The sequence below is a fragment of the Clostridiales bacterium genome (assembly GCA_014799665.1).
Lineage (GTDB): Bacteria > Bacillota > Clostridia > Christensenellales > Pumilibacteraceae > Anaerocaecibacter.
Genome location: JAAVHP010000002.1, coordinates 150,210 through 168,378, shown reverse-complemented (window position 1 = coordinate 168,378; position 18,169 = coordinate 150,210). Strand labels below are relative to the sequence as shown.

The following is an 18,169-nucleotide window of genomic DNA, read 5'->3' as shown; positions in this document are numbered from 1 at the left end:
CCTGTATTGGGCGTGACTGACTATACCGTAAAGGTCAACGGCGTAACAGTAAAGACGATAACGGACGGAAAGACGTCGACAAGGATAACGCTGACGAAGGCCGGCGACAATAAGATAACCGTAAGCAACGCTAACGAGAGCGAAGAGATAAACGTATATGCGTATACTGTAAAGTTCGATACGCAGGGCGCTGCGGGAATGTCTGTTGCGGATAAGTACGTGGCGATAGGCGACGAGCTAGTACTTCCCGAACCTCCGGAAGCTTCGGGGTATGAGTTCGGCGGATGGTACAACTCGGTAGGCGGCGCAAACGGCAACGGACAGAAGCTGGATAAAACTACGGTATTCAATACTGCTGGCGACATGATGCTGTTTGCTAACTGGAACCACGCAATGTACAACGTAACGCTCAACTACGGCGACGGGCATTCTGAAAGCGGCGCGACTACCGGACAGGGACTTGCTACATACCAGGAAGATTTCGAGTTTGACGCTATTCCCATTCCCAACGACGCGAGGTTCGTGTTCCTCGGTTGGTTCAGCTCGCCCGACGGCGGTGTGCAGTATACCGACGAGTACGGGAAGAGCATGGGTGTTTGGGAAAATCGCTACGGCGGCGTAGCCTACGCCAGATACCTCAGAGCTTTCGATCTCACGGCGGAGGGTAATAACGAGTACTCGGTTATATGCAATGCTGCGGTCAGAAGCTCCACGCTTACAAGCATAACCGTACCCAAAGAATACGACGGTAAGCTTATTACGGTAGTAGACTCCTACGCATTCAGAAACTGTATTAATCTTGAAGTTATAAACATACCGAACACCGTTACTACGATCGAGGTTGACAGTAGCGCGTTCGAGAATTGCATTAATCTTAAAGCAGTAAATATCTACAATGCGGGCAACAACGATGCGAAATATTCGTCTGTAGGCGGCTCGCTCCTTATGAAAAACGTAGGCGGAACGGGCGTTTCGCTTAAACTTGTGCCGCGCGGCGTTACGGGCGAATTCACCGTTTCCGCAGGCGTTACCGATATTCCCGCGCGCGCGTTTTATAGAACGGGCGTAACAAAGGTCAACGTTCCCGCAGGTGTTCAAAACGTTTACGGCAACGCGTTCTACGACTGTCCCAATCTTAATACCGTGTCGTTCGCTTCCGCAACGGGCGACGAGAAAATCACCGTTGCGGCGCGTGCGTTTACGCTGTGCTCCAAGCTCCAAGAAGTGAACCTGCCCGCGCAGCTTACGGAATTCGATAAAGGAATGTTCTACGGCTGTACTTCGCTTGCGAATATCAATATAGACGAGAACAACGCCAACTACAAATCGATAGACGGTCTGCCCGTTGCGAATGACGGACAAACTCTCATATTCTTCCCGTCGGGTAGAAAAACATGCGAGTTTAACGCGAGCATCAAGGCGATAGGCGAGGGCGCGTTTATAGGCGCGACGGGACTTACCGAAATAACGATCAAGTCCTGGATAACTTCCATTGCCAAAGAAACGTTCAGCGGCTGCACTAGCCTTAAAAAGGTAGTATTCGAGGGCGACGACGATTCGAGCGACGCTCTTACAATCGGGAACGACGCGTTCAACGGTTGTACTGCGCTTACTACGGTTGTTTTCGGCACGTACGACGCACAGACCGAAAAGTACGTAAACATACCTAATATAACCAAGATAAACGAAAAAACATTTTTCAGATGCACCTCGCTTAAATCGATTGTTCTTCCCGATTCGGTTACCGAGATTTGTGCGAACGCTTTCCAAAGCTGCACCAATCTCAGATCGGTCGACTTCGGCAACAACCTCAACGCGATTAGAAGACTTGCGTTCGACGGATGCTCTTCGTTGACTGCCGTAACCTTCCCCGCTACGCTCCAATACATTAACTCGTCGGCGTTCTCCAATTGCTCGATGCTTTCAAAGGTCAACTTTGCCTCCGCGGACAGCGTTGCGGAATACTTTACCATGACGATTAACGACGGTGTGTTTGCAAACTGCAAGGCGCTTACCCGTTTCGATATTCCCACGTACGTGGATACCATAGGCTCGGGCGTGTTCATGGGCTGCGTAAACCTTTCTAACATAACCGCAACGGGCAGCGACTACTTCAAGGTTGAGGACGGTGTATTGTACGAGCTCGATTCGTACGACAATACTAAGTACAGCAAGCTTTTGTTCTACCCGTATTCCAAGACAGGCTCGTTCGTCATTCCCGATAATATGCCCGAGATAAGCGAAGGTGCTTTTAAAGATAACCCCAGCCTCGTCGAGATAGTTATTCCCAGCTCGGTAACCTTTATCGGCTCCGAAGCGTTCAGCGGATGTACCGCTCTTCGCAAGGTTACGTTCATGCACGGCGAGAACGACGAATTGACCTTGGCGGAAGAATACTATGATTATTGGACGGAAGAAAACGTTGTGGAAGATTCGTACGATATATTTGCCCATTGTACGAAATTGGTCTCGATTGAAATGCCTAAGTGCATAACTTCGATTCCTACTGGATTTGCCGACGGCTGTCGCTCGCTTTTATCGGTCGCCATTCCAAGCTCGGTTACCTCGATAGGCGAAGGCGCATTCTCCGATTGTACTTCGCTTTCGATAGTCGAGTTCGAGAAAAAGGGTAACCAAAGCGTTTTGAAAAAAATAGGATATGCGGCGTTCGCGGGTTGTGAATCGCTTGAACAGATTTCTATACCTGGGTCCGTTACAATGCTTGAAGCCGGCGCGTTCGGTCAGTGTTCTTCGTTGAAAAGTGTCAACTTTGAGGAAGGAACGGATCCTCTCTTTACGGCCACAAGCGCGTTTACATCAGCCTATGGTGTGTTCGGAGGGACCGTTTCGCTTAAAAACATTGTGCTCCCCGAAAGATTGGTGAATATAGGTAGATATATGTTTGCAGGAAGTGGCCTTGAAACTATAAACATTCCTGCAAGCGTTCGTGATGGATACATAACGGAAAACGTAAAAGACCCTATGGGGTTTGGTTCATATGAGCAAACTGCATTTAAAGTAGGTATCGGTGATTACTCGTTTGACGATTGCACTTCGTTAACAACCGTAACTTCGACGGCGGGTGGTACAGGATATCTTTCCGTTGACACCGGTGCATTCAGCGGGTGCACCGCGCTTACTTCGGTGGCTTTCCCTAAACGCTTGGCTCCTATGTATGAAACAACAGAGGGCGCGGAAGCGGACAACGAGAGGTTTGAGCTTGTAGACGACCTACTCAATGTATTTATTCCTAATTATAGTGGGGAGTTGACTGTCTTTGATAATGCGCCCAATCTGGAAAGCATTACCGTTGAGGAAGGCGGCAAGTTCTACGAGAGCCAAAACGGCATTCTTTACACCAAGGGCAAGTCGTTAATGCTCTATATCCCCGCGGGAAAACCGGGCGAGGTGCGTATCGGCGCAGGCGTGGATACGATTGCTTCTACCGCATTCGCACAGGCTAAGAAATTTACTTCCTTGATTATCGAGGGTGACGCGAGCTGCGAGGAAATCGAAATCGACGATTCTATGTTTGAAGGTAACACAGCGATACAGAGCGTAACGTTATCCAACAGGGTCACGTATATCGGCGATTGGGCTTTCGCGGAATGCACTAACCTTGAAACAGTAATATTAGGCGATGAGTTGCATTATATCGGCGAAAGCGCGTTTGCCGAAACAAAAATATCGAGCATTTCGCTGCCTGTCGGAATCACAAGCATAGAATATGAGACTTTTGCGAATTGCACCAATTTGTCAAGTGTGGAAATGCCCGGAGTGGAAGAAATAGGTGAGGGTGCTTTCTCCGGTTGCACGAGCTTAAAGAATTTGGTTCTGCCCGAAACCGTCGAATTTATCGATGACGACGCATTCTTAAACGTTTCGTTCGACACGATTACTTTGCCCAAGGAGTTCGTTTCTCAGTTCGGCGATATGGGTTGCCGCGCGGCGAGCAGCGGCGTTATGGTTTACGGTGACGACGGCAATCCCGAGCCGTATACCGTGAATACTATAATCAAAAACGGCGTGCTGTCGTGGTACGTTCCGGGCGCCGATCCAACCACTTACACCGTTCCCGCCACTGTGACATCGATAGGCGCGTATGCGTTCGCGGGCGATAAGCAACTTAAAACCATTGTGTTCGAGGAGAGCAGCGCGCTCCAATCGATAGGCGCGTATGCGTTCGCGGACTGCACGGCGCTTACCACCATAGTATTGCCCGAAAATCTCACCTCGATAGGCGAGAGCGCGTTTACGGGCTGCACGGCTTTGACTTCCGTCGTTTTGCCCGGAACCCTTATGACACTCGGCATTAAGGCTTTCAACGAATGTTCCGCGCTTAAAACGGTAAAGTTCAATAGCGGCACGGGTACTTTGACGCTTACCGATCCCAAATCCGAAGGGAATAGTCAGTTTAATAAGTGCGTATCGCTCGAATCGGTCGATTTCGGCGGTAGGAGCGTGATTATTCAAAGATTCTTATTCTCCTCGCCCAACGGCGCCGACTATTATATTCCGCTCAAAGAAGTAAAGGGTATAGAAAACGCTACTCGAATCCGTACGACTGCGTTCAGGAATTGTAAAGATCTCGTTTCGATTACAATACCCGCAGGGGTAACGTCGTTGGATACGTATATGTTTATGGGCTGCACTTCGCTTACCACCGTAAACGGGTTAGACCATATTACGACTTGGTCGAGCGCAACTACTACGAGTGTGTTCGACGGTTGCTCGTCGCTCGCTTCGATAGACTTATCTTCGGCGACCTACATCGGCACTAATATGTTCCGCGGTACGGCGATTAAAAAGGTCACTATCCCGTCGACCGTTACAAGTATAGCCGCAGGTGCGTTCTTGGACTGCGCTAACCTCGAAGAAGTGGTATTCGAGCACAATATCGCAAATCTTGCGATCGCCAATATGTCGACATCCATTTCGTCGATTTTCGGTAACTGCGTTAAGCTTAAAACCGTCGACCTCGGCGGGCGCACGACCGAGCTCAAACCTTACTTGTTCTACAACACGCCTAACCTCGAAAGCGTTATAAACGCCGAAAACGTTACCTCGATCGGCGTGGTAGCTTCCCCGTCGCAGTACGGCAACGTATTCGTAGGCTGCACCAAGCTCGTAGAGTTTACCGTCGGCGCAAACGTAGAAAAGCTTTACGCGGGTACGTTCGTCGACTGCACGGCGTTCACTACGCTTAAATTCGCGGCAGGCAAGGATATAGAGATCAACGCTACTTATTCTAACGCCGCGCCCGGCATTTTCTCGGGCAAAACGAATCTTAAAACCGTCGACTTCGGCGGTCGCAACGCCACAATAAACGCGCGTGCGTTCGAGGGCTGCGACAAGCTTGCGACGATCGTCAATACCGAGAATATTTCGTCTATCGGTAATGCCGCGTTCAAGAATACTGCTGTAAGCGCGTTCACGGTTTCCGATAAGCTCACCGCGCTCGGCGGCGAAGCGTTTGCGGGCACGGCGCTTATCGAGATCTCCTTGCCGTACGACACGCTCGAAAACGTGGGCGAGAGAGCGTTCGCCGATTGTGCGTCGCTTGCCAAGGTCACGTTCACGGGCGGATGGCGCGCTATCAATCAGCTTGCAGACGGCTTGTTCGACGGCTGCGGTAATCTCGCCGAGCTCGTCATGCCGACGGGCGTTCAGCGCATAGGCGAGCGCACGTTCGCGGGCACTAAGCTTACTTCGCTTAATATCGGCGAGGGCTTGCTCACGCTCGGCAACGGCGCGTTCGACGGCTGCGCTTCGCTTAATGCGGTATCGCTTCCCGCGTCGCTTGCGAGTATCGAGGGCAATCCGTTCAGCGGCTGCACGGGCATTTCTTCCGCTAACTTCAACCTTAACGGCAATACCTATTACACCTACGACAACGGCGCTATCTATAACGGCGGCAAGGCGAATCTGGTATCGAGCCTGTCCACCGCGACCACGTTCACTCTGGACGACGAAACTACCGTTATCAACGACAGCGCGTTCGCTAAGTCCAAGCTTGTAAGCATCGATATTCCCGCCAAGTATAAACAGCTTCCCGCGAAGTTGTTCGAGGGCAGCGCCGACCTTACTACGGTCACCCTTCACGAAGGGCTTACCACGATAGGCGCGTACGCCTTTAAGGACTGCACCGCGCTCACGACCCTCACCATACCGAGCACGGTAACGGCGATAGAAGTCGGCGCGTTCGAGGGCTGCACGAGCTTAAAGACGATAGTCCTTCCCGAAGGACTGTTGACGCTCGGCGCGGGCGCGTTCAAGGGCTGCAAGACGCTTGCCACGATCACGATCCCCGCGGGGCTGTACGAGCTCAGCGACAACCTGTTCGAGGACTGCACCGCTCTTACTACCGTCACCTTTGCCGCAGGCAGCAGGCTCGACGAGATAGGCGCGTACGTGTTCAAGAACAGCGGGCTTAAATCGATCACCGTGCCCAAGGGCGTAACCGCACTTAGCAATCACCAGTTCGCGTTCGCGGGCGAGCTCACTTCGGTAACGTTCGCTACCGACTTCGAGGCGGGCAAAACCGCGCCGATCACGATAGGCGTAGCCAGTTACGACACCGCGACCTCCGGTCCGTTCGAGGGCTGCGTCAAGCTCAAATCGGTCGACTGGGGAAGCAGGATAGCGTTCATCAACAGGAACGCGTTTAACGGCTGCACGGCGCTCGATACGCTCGACTTCACCAACGTCAGAAATATCGGCAGGTACGCGTTTGCGGGCTGTACGGCGCTTAAATCGGTAGTGATACCCGCGGGCGCGACCGAGATAGGTTACGGCGCGTTCAGGGGCTCCGGCATAACGAGCATAACCGTTCCCGCCACCGTTAAGCTTATCGATTACGGCGCGTTCGAGAACTGCGCGGCGCTTAAAACGGTAACGTTCGAGGGCGCGAATTGCAGCTCGATCGGTCAGCGCGCATTCGCAGGCTGCACGGGTATAACGAAGATCACGATACCCGGCACCGTTGCGCTAGTAGCCGATCAGTCGTTCGCGGGCTGGACGAAAGACCAGACCATAGTCTTGTCCGACATGACGAGCATTCCCGACGACTGGGGCACGACCTGGTGCGGCAATGCGAAGGTCGAAGGCAAGGACGGCGTAACGCTCATCGCTGCTAAGACCGTCGCATAAGAAAAAAATCAATACAAGAGTAAAGGCTGTTGCGTTATGCGGCAGCCGTTATCTTTTGTAATGATGAGATTCTTCGCTATCGCTCAGAATACGCCCACGCTACGCGCGGGCGTGCCCTACGGCGCAAAAATGCTATTGCAAGCAAGCATTTTTGCTTGCAGTGCAGGACGGAAGTGGCGTCGAGAAATAGATAACGTAGCGAAATTATTCGGGTGAAATAAACGAAGAATTATTTTATATACAACGTAAGTTTTCTTTGCCTACTTTCTTTCGAAAAAGAAAGTAGGTTTCTTGCCTACTTCTTTTCAAAGAAGTAGGGGGAAAATGCTTGATTATTTACACTTAATTTGATACAATAATTTTTGCACAATACTATATGATTTAGCATAAAGGATATAGCTATGGCTTTAACCCCCAAGGTCAAAAAAAGATTATATAACTGGCTTGTCGTGCCGCTCATCATGCTACTGAGCGGTACTATCCGCGCCGTCGTAGTACATATGTTCGTCGCGCCGTACAACTTCGCGACGAGCGGCGTTTCGGGTATCGCCGTTATGATATACAACAAAACGGGCTTCTCGGCGGGCTGGACGACGCTCATTATCAACGCGCCGCTGCTCGTATTGTGCTTTATCTTCATTAACAAGCGCTGCACGATCATTTCGGGCATCGCCATTGCCATTTCGGCTATCTTCATGGTACTCATGGACTATTTCAAAGACAGCTTGCCCCTGTACGCCTTTACGAGCGATCTCAACCCGTTCTTTGCGGCGATCGCGGCGGGCGTGCTCGGCGGATTCGGGTTCGCGCTCATTATCCGCGTAGGCGGTTCGACGGGCGGTAGCGATATAGTAGCCATGCTCCTGCAAAAGAAGTTTAAAGCAACTAATATTTCTTGGTTCGTGTATCTCGTCGATGCGGTCATTATTTTCGCGTCAATGTTCGTTTACACCGACGATTGGGCGGCGATGGCGTTCGTCAACCCCGTCATGCTGTCGCTCACCGAGGAGTTCGCGCACGCGCTCGTCGGCGACAAGATACTGACCGGCTTCAAGACGGCGATCAAGTACGAGATCGTCACCGACAACCCCGAAGAAATCAGCGCGGAGATAATCGAAAAGCTTCACCGCAGCGTTACGAACCTGCCCGCCGTCGGTATGTATCAGCACAACGAGCGGCACGTGCTTATCTGCATTATCAGCAAGCGCCAGCTCGGCGATTTCAATAAGATACTCGCCAAGTACCCCAATACATTCGCCTACATGATAAGCGTAAACGAGGTTATCGGCAAGGGCTTCCCTAGGTAGTATATATAAAGTAATTTTTGCACGGGTTTAATTGTATTTTTGATCCGTGCTTTTTCATTGCTATTTTGCACGAGGTGATCAATCATGAAAGAATTCAAGGCACAATCTAAAAAACTACTCGATCTCGTCGTAAACTCCATTTACGTCAACCGCGAAATATTTTTACGCGAGCTCATTTCCAACGCGTCGGACGCGCTCGATAAGCGCAGGTTCATGTCGCTTACCGACAGCACGCTGTCAGCCGATTTCGCTATCGAGCTTTCGCTCGACAAATCGGCGCGCACTCTCACCGTTACCGATAACGGCGTGGGCATGGACGACAAGGACTTGGAGAACAGCCTCGGCGTGATCGCGGCGAGCGGCACCGAGCAGTTCAAAAAAGAACAGGGCAAGACCGACGAGCAGCTCATCGGTCAGTTCGGCGTTGGCTTTTACTCGGCGTTCATGGTCGCCGAGCGCGTTACCGTCATAAGCAAAAAGGTGGGCGCGGACAAGGCGTATAAGTGGACGAGCGACGGCGTAGAAGGCTTCGACATCGAAGAAGCTACGCGCGCCGATTACGGCACCGACGTCATTCTCACGCTCAAAGCCGACGGCGACGAGGACAGGTATTCAGAGTTCCTCGAAGCCTACCGCATTTCCTCGCTCGTAAAGAAATACTCCGACTATATCCGCTATCCCATAAAAATGCTCCAGGACAAGCCCGTCGAGGGCGGGGCGAAAGTGAGCGAGCTCACCACGCTCAACTCGATGACGCCCGTGTGGAAAAAGCTCAAATCAGAGATCAAAGAAGGCGAGCTCGACGAGTTCTACAAGCATACCTACCGCGACTATCACGCGCCGCTCTTTAATATCTCGACGCGCGTCGAGGGCGCGATCGACTACACGGCGCTTTTGTTCGTGCCGAGCGAGCCTGCCTACGACTACTACACCAAGGACTACAAGCGTGGACTGTCGCTGTACTGCAACGGCGTGCTCGTAATGGACAAGTGCGAAAAGCTCGTGCCCGAATACCTCGGGTTCATTCGCGGCGTGGTGGACACGCCAGACCTCGCGCTCAATATTTCGCGCGAGACCTTGCAGCACGACCGTCGGCTCGTCGCGATCGCGAACGGGCTCGAAAAGAAGATTCTGGCTGAGTTCGACAAGCTTTTGAAGAACGACCGCGAAAAGTACGAAAAGCTGTTCAACGCGTTCGGCAAGGCGATCAAGTTCGGCGCGTACGACAACTACGGCGCGGACAAGGACAAGCTAAAAGACCTTTTGCTCTACTACTCCGACGCACAAAAGAAGCTTATCACCTTCGCCGAATACTGCGAAAAGCTCGATAAGTCCGCACCAATTCTTTACGCCTGCGGCGAAACGACGGACAAGATCTCCATGCTTCCGCAGTTGGAGGGCGCGCGCGAAAAGGGCAAGGACGTACTGTACTTCACCGACGCGGTGGACGAGTTCGTCGCGCGTATGCTCGAAAGCTACGACGGGCACAAGTTCGAGAACGTCGCGTCGTCTGACGTAAAACCCAAAAAGACAAAGAATAAAGAACACGAAAAACTGCTCGACCGTATACAGAAACAACTGGGCGACAAAGCCAAGGTCACTGCGACCGACAAGCTTAAATCTTACCCCGTGTGTCTTGCGGCAACTGGCGAAGTGTCGCTCGAAATGGAACGCGTAATGCAGGCTATGGGCGGCGCGATCAAGGCGGAGCGCGTGCTCCAAGTCAATCTCGACCACCCCGTGATCCTAGGTCTCGAAACCGCCACCGACGAGCGGTTCGCCGACGTGGTGACAGTGCTCTACAACGAAGCGCTTCTCGCCGAGGGCTACAAGACCGAGCCCGAGTTCCTCGCCGCGCTCAATAGAGTGATAGGTTAGTCGGTTATCAATTATAATCGTGAAAGAAGCGACGCAAAAAATAATTCTCATATCGGGCACGACGAGCGGGATAGGCAAAGAGCTTAAAGCGTTGTACCGTGCGGCGGGCGATACCGTGATCGGGCTTGCGCGTACCGCCGATCCCGCGGACGGCGATATCGCGGTCGACGTGACCGATTTTGCCGAGGTCGTTCGCGTCGTCGACGGCATAATAAATAAGTACGGGCGTATCGATACGGTTATAGCCAACGCGGGCGGCGGGCTGTCGGGCGCGACCGAGCTTCTTCCGCTCGACGAAGTGCAAAAGCAGATCGACCTCAATTTTACGGGCGCGCTCAACCTCGCGCGCGTTGCGCTCAAAGGCATGACGCGCGGCGGCAAGGTCGTGTTCATATCGTCGGCGTGCGCGCTGTTCGCGCTTCCGTACCGCGCTACTTACTGCGCGAGCAAGGCTGCAATCAACATGGCGGCGTTCGGGCTGTACATGGAGCTCAAAAACTCGGGCATTCGCGTAAGCTCGATTTGCCCGGGCGATATAAAAACCTCGTTTACAAAAAACCGCGTCAAGTACTCCAACGGCGGCGAACGCTACGGCGACGCGCCCGTGCTCTCGGCGCAGAAAATCGACGGCAGGGAGAACAAGCGCATGGCGTTAAAGCCCGCCGCGAAAAAGATTTACAAGTGCGCGGTCAAATGCAAAAAGCCGCTGTACATAATCGGGTTCAAGTACAAGGCGCTTAACTTCCTGCGCCACGTGCTTCCGCAAAAACTGTTTTTGGACGTCACCGCAAAACTATTCTAACGACATTTCAGGGTCAGGCACATGATAAAAATCGAGAACGGTATTCTATACCTCACGGCGGGCGAAGCGTGCTGCGTTTTTAAGGTCGCCGAGGATAAAACGCTCAGGCGCGTGTATTTCGGTAAGCGCGTGGAGTTCGAGGACGACGTTTGCGCGCTCCTCGGCGTTCGCCCCGAAAGCGAAGGCGTGCGCGGCGGCGATTTTACGTTCGTTCGCGCCGAGGTCCTGCCCGACAAGCCGCACGGCACGCTTCCCACGCTCGTCGGCGGCAAGACGCTCGTTATCGAGTTAGAGGACGCGGACAAGAAGCTTAAAGCCGAGATATTCGTTACTCCGTACTCGCGCGGCGGATTTACGCGAAGAGTCAGGGTCGTTAATAACGGCGAAAAGGCGGTATCGCTCGATTGCGAGCGTACACTGTTCGAACTGCCCGAGCCGTTCGAGGTCGTCGCCGTCGGTCGCGACGGGAATATCGTGAAAGGCGAGTCCACGCCGAACGGCGCGAATAACGGACTGAGCAATTTCGCGGCGCTGTTGTCGCGTGGCGCAGACGGCAACCACAGCGACGCGTACGGGTTTTTATCGGTTTTCGGCAACGGTGCGATCGGCGCGGAGCAAACCGAAAACGGCATGACCGTCACTTGCGCGCCGACCGTTAAAAAGGTCAAGCTCGGCGCGGGCGAAAGCGTGGAGCTTCCCGAGGTTCTGCTCGTGTATTCCGATCGTGGGCTTGGCGGGATGTCGCGCGTTTTCCACGACGTAGTGCGCGAGTTCATGACGGGTAAAACCGTCGACCGCAGACCGCCTACCGTTATGTTCGCGACCTCGCCCGAAAAGAAACTTTGCGCCGCGGCGGAAGTCGCGTTGGAGCTGGGATGCGACGTGTTCGCCGTCGATATAGGCAAGGTGAGTAGGTCTTCGCTCGACAAGGTGACGGCGGCTTGCCACGACATAGGCATCAAAGCGGGCGTGCGAATTAATCCTTATAATATAGAAAAAGGCAGTGCGGCGTTCGGCGAGGGTTATACCGAACGGACGGCGGACGGCAAGTATAAAGTAGTCGATTTGAAAAAGTTCATGAGCGCATTTACTGCGCTTATGCAAGGCTACGCGTTCGAGTACGCGCTGATTGATCTGCCGTGGATGGGCGACGACTTCGGCGCACAGGCTATGTGCGAGTTCCGTAACGAAGCGAGCAAGCTTAGCCCCGAGCTTACAATAGAATGGGGCGTAGTGCCGCGCAAGCTAAGGTATGCGGAAACGCTGTGCTATCCCACCGCGCTCATGCGCACCGTCGTAACGGCGGAAGCGGTGGAGAGCGGCGCGCTCAAAACGGAGTTCGACGCGGCGTCGGTAGGGCGGCTCGGGTACGAGCTCGACCCGCTCGAACTGAGCGACGGCGTTAAGCGCGCTATCCGCGCACAGGTGTTTTCGTATCAGGACGACGCGCCCACCGCGCTGTTCGGCGATCTTTACCGCGCGGGCATGACGGGCGGCAAGAGCATGACGTTTGTCAGCAAGGACAAGAGCAAGGCTTACGTCGTGTGCGTGCCGACCGACGGCGGCGTGCATAAGGTCTTTTTGACGGGTATCGACGAGCATAACCTCTATCACGTTCGCGAAATGAATAAAACGTTTTCGGGCGCGGCGCTTGTCTGCTGCGGCGTGACCGTGGGAAGCGCTAATTCGTTCACGTTACATTTGCGTCAAGTCGCGGACTATGAATAATTAAGAATTAAGAATTAAGAATTAAAGGTAAACTCTAATAGATAATGTCCTACGCAATAATACTTGTCATTTCGAGCGAAAGCGAGAAATCTCACCGCGGATAATGTTTACAATAGAGTTGTATCGAAATTAAAACACGGATAATGGTCGCAGGTTCTAATTGGCTGTTATCTGTGTTTTTTGTTTTACTTAGCTAAATCGATAGAGTTCTTTATTGCTTGTATTGTAGACAAGCCACTTCAAGAGAGAGCCCTCATCCGTCGGCTCCTTCGTCGCCGCCACCTTCCCCAATTGGGGAAGGCTTGCCACCCTCGGAATGACAGGCGTTCGGCTCTTACTTCCTATAATCACCCCGTAGGGGTCGATCCCTGACCCCTGTGCCCTAATCCCTTTTCCCTTATTTCAACAAAATTCTACAAAGTACTTGACTTTATTATATTCGTGTTGTAAACTTATTTCAGCAAAAAATTATTGCGAGGTGTTATTTATCATGGCGGAACGCGGTATGGGCTGGTATAAGTTTCTTATCAATTTCGCATTGCCGTTGGGCGTTGTTTGGAATATAGCGTTCGGTGTAATTGCCGTTACCGGTTATGCGTACAAAATGTACGACGTAGATCCCACGCTTATTTACGCGTTATATCCCGGTCTTCAAACGGTTGATATTATTTACGGCGTCGCGCTGTTTCTATTGGCGGCGGTAGGTATTGCCGCGCGCTTCATGCTCGCTAAGTATATGCGGCTCGGTCCGATCGCGCTGTACGCATTGTACTTCCTCGTGATAGTGGTCGAAATCGTCTACGCCGCTCTTGTTGCGCACTTGACCGAAAGCAGCTTTATCGAAGCGTTCTCCATTCAAAATATAATATGGCTTGTGGCGCAGTTCGTCTGCCTGGTCGTAAGCTTCGTTTACTTCCGCAAGCGCAGCGATATGTTCATACACTGATCGATAGGTAATCGGAAACCGTACCCCCAATCAAATGCGGGTGCGGTTTTTTGTTTTGTAATTGTTTCGAACTTGCGGTTTAGTCAGGTGTCTATACTGCACTCAATATATTGTGGTTTTGGCGCGAAAAATTTTTTAAAAAAACACAATATATTGTGTCTTTTGGCTTGACAAGCCTATTTGGGGGTGATATAATAGCAATGTTTTCGCCCCTAAAAAGGGAAAGTGATAAAATCTTCCGTTTTAGTGTGTAAAACAATCGACATAACTCATGTTACTCGGAGGTAACCAATGTATCAAGTAGTCAAGAGAGACGGCAAAAAGACGGGCTTCGATTTATCCAAGATAAGCCAAGCCATTCGCAAGGCGTTCGACGCGGTCGAAAAGCAGTATAACGACGATATCATCGATCTTATCGCGTTGCGCGTTACGAGCGATTTTTCGGGCAAGGTCAAGAACGGGTTCGTTGCCGTTGAGGACATACAGGACAGCGTAGAGCAGGTGCTCATTCAGGCGGGCTATGCCGACGTTGCCAAGGCGTACATTCTTTACCGCAAACAACGCGAAAAAATTCGCAATATGAAGTCGACCATACTCGACTATAAAGAGCTCGTCGACAGCTACGTTAAAGCTTCCGACTGGCGCGTGAAAGAGAACTCGACCGTTACTTATTCGGTCGGCGGTCTCATTCTTTCCAACTCGGGCGCTATCACCGCCAACTATTGGCTCTCCGAGATCTACGACGAGGAGATCGCTAACGCGCACCGCAGCGCGGACATTCACATTCACGATATGTCCATGCTTACCGGCTACTGCGCGGGCTGGTCGCTCCGTCAGCTTATTCAGGAAGGCTTGGGCGGCATACCCGGCAAGATCAGCTCGTCGCCGGCGAGCCACCTTGCGACCCTCTGCAACCAGATGGTCAACTTCCTCGGCATTATGCAAAACGAATGGGCGGGCGCGCAGGCGTTCTCGTCCTTCGATACCTATCTTGCGCCGTTCGTCAAGGTGGACAACCTTTCTTACAACGAAGTTAAGAAGTGCATCGAGTCGTTCATTTACGGCGTAAACACCCCGTCGCGCTGGGGCACGCAAGCTCCGTTCAGCAATATCACGCTCGACTGGACGTGCCCGCCCGACCTTGCCGAACAGCCCGCTATCGTCGGCGGCAAGTCCATGAACTTCAAGTACAAGGACTGCAAGAAGGAAATGGACATGGTCAACAAGGCGTTCATCGAGATCATGATCGAGGGCGACGCCAACGGCCGCGGCTTCCAGTATCCTATCCCCACGTACTCGATTACCAAGGACTTCGACTGGACCGAGAACGAGAACAACAAGCTGTTGTTCGAGATGGCGGCTAAGTACGGCACTCCGTATTTCAGCAACTATATCAACTCCGACATGGAACCGTCGGATATCCGCAGTATGTGCTGCCGTCTGCGCCTCGACCTTACCGAGCTTCGCAGGAAGAACGGCGGGTTCTTCGGAAGCGGCGAGAGCACCGGTTCGGTCGGCGTCGTTACGCTCAATATGCCGCGCCTTGCGTACCTTGCGGAGAACGAAGAAGATTTCTACAACCGTTTGGACAGGCTCATGGATATCTCGGCGCGCTCGCTCAAAATCAAGCGCGACATTATAACCAAGCTCATGGACGAGGGTCTTTATCCCTACACCCGCCGCTACCTCGGCACGTTCAATAACCACTTCTCGACTATCGGGCTTGTCGGTATGAACGAAGCGGGGCTCAACGCCAAATGGCTCCGCGCCAACCTCACCGATCCGCGCGTACAGGAGTTCGCCAAGAACGTGCTCAACCATATGCGCGAGCGGCTCGTTATCTACCAAGAACGCTACGGCGATCTTTACAACCTCGAAGCAACGCCCGCCGAGTCGACGACTTACCGCTTGGCTAAGCACGACAAGGAGCGTTATCCCGATATCATCACCGCCAACGAGAACGGCACGCCGTACTACACCAACAGCTCGCACCTGCCCGTAGGCTATACCGAGGACGTGTTCAGCGCGCTCGATATCCAGGACGAGCTCCAAATTCTTTACACCTCGGGTACCGTTTTCCACACCTTCTTAGGCGAGAAACTGCCCGACTGGAAGGCCGCGGCTAAGCTCGTTCGCACGGTCGCCGAGAATTACAGACTTCCGTACTTCACGCTTTCGCCGACGTACTCGGTATGCCGCAACCACGGCTATATCGCAGGCGAGGTTTATACCTGCCCGCACTGCGGCGAAAAGACCGAGGTCAACAGCCGTATTACCGGTTACTACCGTCCCGTTCAGAACTGGAACGACGGCAAGGCGCAGGAGTTCAAGGACCGCAGAACGTACAACACCATGAAGTACGATACCCCGCACACCGGACACAAACTTCCAAACCGCGAGCAGCCCGAAAGCACGCCCGAGGTCTGCGTGACGGGCGCAAGGCTCATGCTGTTCACCACGCCCACCTGTCCCAAGTGCAGGGCATCGATACCCATGCTCAACGAGGCGGGGATCGAGGTCGAGGTCATCAACGCCAACGAGCAACGCGATCTCGCAATAAAGTACGGCGTTAAGAAAGCTCCCACCCTCGTGGCGGACGACGGAGAGAACGTCGTTAAGTACGCCGACGTTACCGGAGTAAAGCAATTCATAGACGCGTTCAGGGCGAGCAAGACGGAAGTCACGCCCGCCAAAGGCTCGAAGAAAAAGGTCAACGCGAATGCATGATATAATAGTAATAGGCGCAGGCACGGCGGGAATGACCGCCGCGCTGTACGCGCTTAGGAACGGGAAAACCGTGTTGTTGCTCGAAGGCGAGTGCGTAGGCGGTCAGATTGCCAATTCGCCGCGAGTGGAAAATTTCCCGTCGATAAAAGAGATTTCGGGCAGTGAGTTCTCCGACAAGCTGTTCGAGCAGATCAAAGCGCTCGGCGCGGAGCTGGAATACGAGCGGGCGGAGCAAATACAAAAAACCGCCGATATCTTTACCGTCAAGACCGACAGCGGAAAGCACGAGGCGCGTGCGGTAATAATCGCCACCGGCGCAAAGCATAAGCATATCGGCGTGGAGCGAGAAGAAGAACTTACCGGTAGCGGCGTAAGCTACTGCGCCGTTTGCGACGGTCCGTTCTACTCGGGCGACGACGTGGCGCTCGTGGGCGACGCGAATACCGCGCTCCAATACGGGATCTTGCTCTCGGGATATTGCAACAAGGTATACGTTTGCACCTGGATGGATAAGTTTTTCGGCGACAAAGCGCTCGTCGATACGCTGCTGCAAAAGAAAAACGTAGAGTGGGTAAAAAACGTTACGCTTTGCGGATTCGAGGGCGGCGACGAGCTCAGCGCGTGCGTGTTCGACGACAAGGAAACCGGCAAAAAACGCACCATACCCGTCAAGGCGTGTTTTATCGCCATAGGTCAAGAGCCGGACAACGCGCCCTTTAAAAACGTTGTCAAGCTTGACGGAAGCGGCTATATCACTGCTGACGAGAACTGCACGACAAATACGGACGGTGTGTTCGTCGCAGGCGACTGCCGTACTAAAAAAGTCCGTCAGCTTACAACCGCCGTCGCCGACGGTGCGTCCGCAGCAATGGCAGCCTGCAAATACTTAGGCTAACAGACAATGTAAGCGCACAGGGCTAACCGACGCTGAGAGTACAAAAACTTCCGTCGTGTGCTGTCGGTGCCACAATCGAATACAAATTTAAAAGACCTTGTGAAAACAGGGTCTTTTTCTTTTATTTAGATTTAAGAAGTGTCAGCATAGTTTTTTAAAAGTGTTTCGATGGTTGAAAAAACAAAATAATTTTACAAAATGTGTAAAATATGCTTGACATAAAATGTAAAATATGGTAATCTCTTGTTGTGAGGTTGAAATGCTACGCGAACGACTCAAAGAAATGGAATTGCGCATAACCGAACTTGCGGACTATTTGCAGGTGTCTAGACCGACGATGTACAAGTTTATCGAGTATTACGACTATGCAAAGTTCGACCTTATAAATAAGGATATACTTGCGCTGTTTAATTACATAACCGAGAATGAGCTTGCGGGTAAGAAAAACGTAATAAATTTCATTCTTACTAATTTGGTTCGCATACAAGAGTCGGGTGTAGATGGAAATTTAAGCGTTATTTCCGCAGTGGAAAATATGCTCAAATCCAATCCAAAATCCAAAAAAAGCAGATTTTTGACCGATTGCTTTTTGACTGACGAATTCAATGACATAATTTGTTATCTTGTAGACGTGTCGGATATTATCCAAAAAGACAATTTGACGACGGAAGAAAAGAAAAAAATTCAACCTTATATCGAACTAAAAAAACAAATCAAACTAACGGAGGATTAGATTT

General features: G+C 52.2%; 10 protein-coding genes. All 10 read left to right on the top strand.

What is annotated here, in order from left to right:
- Positions 1-7,149: leucine-rich repeat protein (locus HDT28_00750; protein MBD5131115.1), on the top strand; the 7,149-nt coding region annotated here is incomplete at its 5' end.
- Positions 7,150-7,209: 60 nt separating this feature from the next.
- Positions 7,210-7,365, top strand: a complete 156-nt coding sequence (locus HDT28_00745; protein ID MBD5131114.1) for a hypothetical protein — start codon at positions 7,210-7,212, stop codon at positions 7,363-7,365.
- Positions 7,366-7,550: 185 nt separating this feature from the next.
- Positions 7,551-8,456 carry a YitT family protein gene (locus HDT28_00740; GenBank protein MBD5131113.1) on the top strand — a complete coding sequence of 302 codons (906 nt, stop codon included), beginning with the start codon at positions 7,551-7,553 and terminating at the stop codon, positions 8,454-8,456.
- A gap of 84 nt (positions 8,457-8,540) precedes the next feature.
- Complete coding sequence (gene htpG, locus HDT28_00735) at positions 8,541-10,334, top strand: molecular chaperone HtpG (GenBank protein ID MBD5131112.1); 1,794 nt, start codon at positions 8,541-8,543, stop codon at positions 10,332-10,334.
- Positions 10,335-10,353: 19 nt separating this feature from the next.
- Positions 10,354-11,136, top strand: coding sequence for an SDR family NAD(P)-dependent oxidoreductase (locus HDT28_00730; protein ID MBD5131111.1), 783 nt, complete (start codon positions 10,354-10,356; stop codon positions 11,134-11,136).
- Positions 11,137-11,157: 21 nt separating this feature from the next.
- A complete protein-coding gene (locus HDT28_00725; protein ID MBD5131110.1) occupies positions 11,158-12,864 on the top strand; it encodes an alpha-galactosidase in 1,707 nt (568 codons plus the stop codon).
- 490 nt (positions 12,865-13,354) lie between these two features.
- A complete protein-coding gene (locus HDT28_00720; GenBank protein ID MBD5131109.1) occupies positions 13,355-13,810 on the top strand; it encodes a hypothetical protein in 456 nt (151 codons plus the stop codon).
- A 291-nt stretch (positions 13,811-14,101) separates the two neighbouring features.
- Complete coding sequence (locus HDT28_00715; protein MBD5131108.1) at positions 14,102-16,537, top strand: ribonucleoside triphosphate reductase; 2,436 nt, start codon at positions 14,102-14,104, stop codon at positions 16,535-16,537.
- On the top strand, positions 16,530-17,432 hold the full coding sequence (locus HDT28_00710) for an FAD-dependent oxidoreductase (GenBank protein ID MBD5131107.1): 903 nt from the start codon (positions 16,530-16,532) through the stop codon (positions 17,430-17,432). The genes HDT28_00715 and HDT28_00710 overlap by 8 nt, the downstream gene beginning before the upstream one ends.
- Before the next feature lie 259 nt (positions 17,433-17,691).
- On the top strand, positions 17,692-18,165 hold the full coding sequence (locus tag HDT28_00705) for a hypothetical protein (protein ID MBD5131106.1): 474 nt from the start codon (positions 17,692-17,694) through the stop codon (positions 18,163-18,165).
- Positions 18,166-18,169 lie beyond the last annotated feature (4 nt).